General features: G+C 64.7%; 3 protein-coding genes and 1 pseudogene. 1 reads left to right on the top strand and 3 read right to left on the bottom strand.

Annotated elements, in window-relative coordinates; genetic code table 11:
• Positions 1-307, bottom strand: a pseudogene (locus LPN03_RS20555) (hypothetical protein); the annotation flags it as partial.
• A 121-nt stretch (positions 308-428) separates the two neighbouring features.
• Between LPN03_RS20555 and LPN03_RS20550 the strand changes: the two are divergent.
• Entirely contained in the window at positions 429-1,472 is a 1,044-nt protein-coding gene (locus tag LPN03_RS20550; RefSeq protein ID WP_262455733.1) for a YhcG family protein, read from the top strand.
• Between the two features lie 135 nt (positions 1,473-1,607).
• Here the strand turns inward: LPN03_RS20550 and LPN03_RS20545 are convergent, their stop codons facing one another.
• The gene (locus LPN03_RS20545) at positions 1,608-2,210 is read right to left on the bottom strand and encodes a DNA-binding protein (RefSeq protein ID WP_262455732.1); all 603 of its coding nucleotides are present in this window, start codon (positions 2,208-2,210) and stop codon (positions 1,608-1,610) included.
• 147 nt (positions 2,211-2,357) lie between these two features.
• Entirely contained in the window at positions 2,358-2,783 is a 426-nt protein-coding gene (locus LPN03_RS20540) for a hypothetical protein (RefSeq protein ID WP_262455731.1), read from the bottom strand.
• Between the last annotated feature and the right edge of the window lie 310 nt (positions 2,784-3,093).

Below are 3,093 nucleotides of genomic sequence, written 5' to 3'. Positions count from 1 at the left end.
AGTCCTGCGCACCTTGCTTGGTGATCCCGAGGGCATCACCGATTGCTTCCCACGTTGCACCTGCCTCGCGTGCTTCTTCCATGACGTGCCAGCGGCGGCCGACGAGCAGATCGACTGCTGCCCTATTTGCTTTGAGAGCGTCGAGCGCACTTGCCTCGGGGAGCTCGGAGAGGGCTTGGAGCGCAATGTCCTCGTTTCCGCCCCGGGCGATTACGCGCCCCCATACAGCGCGCTGTTGGTAGGTGGACCAGACGCCAATGTACTCAGGGAGGTCCGGCGGCATCTGGAGTGGATTGTTCTCAGTCATAAACGTCAAGCTATCTTGACTTGTCCTAGCGCGTCAAGTACTCATGACACCAGAGCCGGTCGTGTTAGACGACGGAGGCGAGACAGCTTTTGCCGGCCATCAGGTCGATAGAATGAAGCCCATGACCGATTCCGGCGACCTTGCCATTCCCGACGACTACGGCCTCCTCCTCGATTCCCTCAAGGAACGGGTGCGGTCGGCACAGGCGCAGGCACGCCGGACTGTTAATACACAGCTGATCAGCCTGTACTGGTCCATCGGACAGGACATCCTCACCCGCCAGGAACAGGACGGTTGGGGCAGTGGTGTCATTGGCCGCCTGGCCCAGGACCTGCACACGGAATTCCCTGACATGAAGGGCCTCTCCCGTTCCAACCTGTTCTACATGCGCGGGTTTGCCGCGGCCTGGCCGGAGCCAATTGTCCAACAGGCTGTTGGACAATTGCCGTGGGGCCACATCACGGTGCTACTGGACAAGAAGCTCGGCCATGACGCGCGCAACTGGTACGCGGCGGCCGCGGTCGAGCACGGATGGTCCCGCAACGTGCTCATGAACATGATCATGAACAAAACGCTTGAGCGATCCGGTGCCGCGCCGTCAAACTTTGCCCGGCAGCTCGTCGCACCCGATTCCGAACTGGCCCAACAAATCGCCAAGGACCCCTACAATTTTGAATTCCTCGGCCTCTCGGGTGAAGTAGCCGAACGCGACCTAGAACAGCGGCTCATGGACCGCATGGTCGAAACCCTGCGCGAGCTCGGACCCGGGTTCGCCTTCGTCGGCCGCCAAGTACATTTCGACGTCGACGGCGACGACTTCTACCTGGACTTGCTCTTCTTCCATGTCGAGCAGCTGCGCTATGTCGTGATCGAGCTCAAAACCGGCAAGTTCAAGCCGGACCACATCGGGCAGCTTCAGTTCTACATCGCCCTGGTCGAGGACCGACTCCGCAGGGAAGCCCATGCCCCTACCGTGGGCATCCTCGTCTGCGGCAGCCACAAGGACCACACCGTCCGCTACGCACTCAACCAGGCCGGCTCCCCCATGGCCGTCTCGAGCTACACCTACGAGACACTCCCCTCCAACGAAAAAGCAGCCCTGCCCAGCGAGGACGACCTGAGCACAGCACTGGATTGGGCCCAGAACCCAGCTTCCCAGGACTGACTGCGATTGCAGGAAACGGCCGACTGCCCGCGCCGTCCTGCTGACAAAACCAGTCCCTGACCGAATTTCCACCGCGGGTGGTTTGGATGTTGTCCCGGGGTGAAATCCTCCAGGCCTGGGTCCGCGAGGACGGCTTTACTTCTTCCCTCCGTCGTTGGCCTGCGGTTCAATCCGGGCAATGAGCGCGTCCTGGGTTTGTTGCAGAGTGGCGACGGTGGCCCGGGCCTCGGCGAGCTGGCTCTTGAGCTCCGCAATATCTTCGGCATGCTTCCGTGCTGCAAGCGCCAGCTGCTCGCGGGCCTCGGCCGCGGCGGCTGCGTTGTCGCGGGCTGCCTGGTTGCTTTCCTCCACCTGTGCCTTCAGTTCCTTGACGTTCTCCTGGTGGGTGCGGGCGGCGGTGTCGAGGTCGGCGGCGAGTTCGTTGATTTCACGGTCCTTGTGGGCCTTTTCATCCCGCCAGGCCTTTTCGATGATGGCGTGCTCGGCCGTGGCCGTGCTGACTGCCTCCGCCCACACGGTCCCGGCGAGGCGCAGGGCCTGCTCGGTGATGGTGGCCGGGGTGGCAGCGATCTTGGAACCGGCACTGTCGCGCTCGGCCCGCCATTCCTTCAGGAACCTGGTCGCATCGGCGTTGGACACGCCGGCAGCTTCGCGCACGGTGGCGACCGTGGGGTTCTTCTCCGCGCTAATGCGCTCGGCGGCGGCGTAAACGCGATCCTTGACTGACTGCTCGGCCATGGCGGCCCTCCCTTGGTAGTAATCATAGTAGTAATACTACTACGATTACTACCAAATAAACACGACTCCACCACATGAATTCGAGGACTCCCCCGGCGTCCGCCGTGCCAGTGCAGGACATCCGCTGCGGCGGCTGCCGCAGCCTGCTTAGCGGGTTCCCATGGCCAGGGCGGGCGTCCCGTCAGCGGTCGCGAGCTGGTGGAGGCCACGACGGGCATAGATGGTTTTGTGGCTGACACTGCGTGCTTCGGCGTACAGCGGCGCGCCGGCCGGGACCACGTATTCTATGGCCGCCCTGGCAAAGGCCAGGCCTTCGCCGGTTTGCGGGTACAGGGCAAGGTAGGAAACCTTGTACGCCTCCCGCCCGGGCAGGACCCGCCTCCAGTGCCGGATGGCGGCCGTGTTCCGTACGGAACGGCGGGGGTGCATCTCCCGCATCACGGGGATGACGGCCAGCAGCAGCAGGAGAAGGACCACGGTCCCGACTCCCCCGCCGGCCGTCATGACCGCCAGCAGGGCCTGGAGCGCGGCCCTGTCTGCCGTGGAGATCCACGCCACCAGAGCGATGGCCACCACCGCCAGGGAACGCGACGCGCAACACCACCCGCCACCAACCGCAGGGCGCAGGGTCCGGCGGCTCCCGCGGCCCCTGGCACGGCAGGCCGCGGGGCTGGCGGCAGGGGACGACAGGGCGCGGGGCTGGTTCCCGCTCCCAGCGGCGGGCCTGCGGACACGGCCGTGCCCGGCGAGGGTGCGCCGCGGCAGGGATGTGCCGCGGTGCGGGTGTGGGGTGCTTAAACTGTTGTGGCCACCCCGGGGGGTGGCCATTGTGGCGTTGCGTGGTGTGCCTGGTGTTTGGTGTGTTAAATGGTGGGAGGCCCCT

It is taken from the genome of Arthrobacter sp. A2-55, from assembly GCF_025548615.1.
In the GTDB taxonomy this organism is placed as follows: domain Bacteria; phylum Actinomycetota; class Actinomycetes; order Actinomycetales; family Micrococcaceae; genus Specibacter; species Specibacter silviterrae.
The sequence above is the reverse complement of the archived record's forward strand: the minus strand, read 5'-3'. Positions and strand labels throughout refer to the sequence as shown.

Bases quoted from the DNA above. Each gene is read 5' to 3' on its own strand.
- LPN03_RS20545 (WP_262455732.1), bottom strand. From the start codon at position 2,210: ATGGCCGAGCAGTCAGTCAAGGATCGCGTTTACGCCGCCGCCGAGCGC.
- LPN03_RS20550 (WP_262455733.1), top strand. From the start codon at position 429: ATGACCGATTCCGGCGACCTTGCCATTCCCGACGACTACGGCCTCCTC.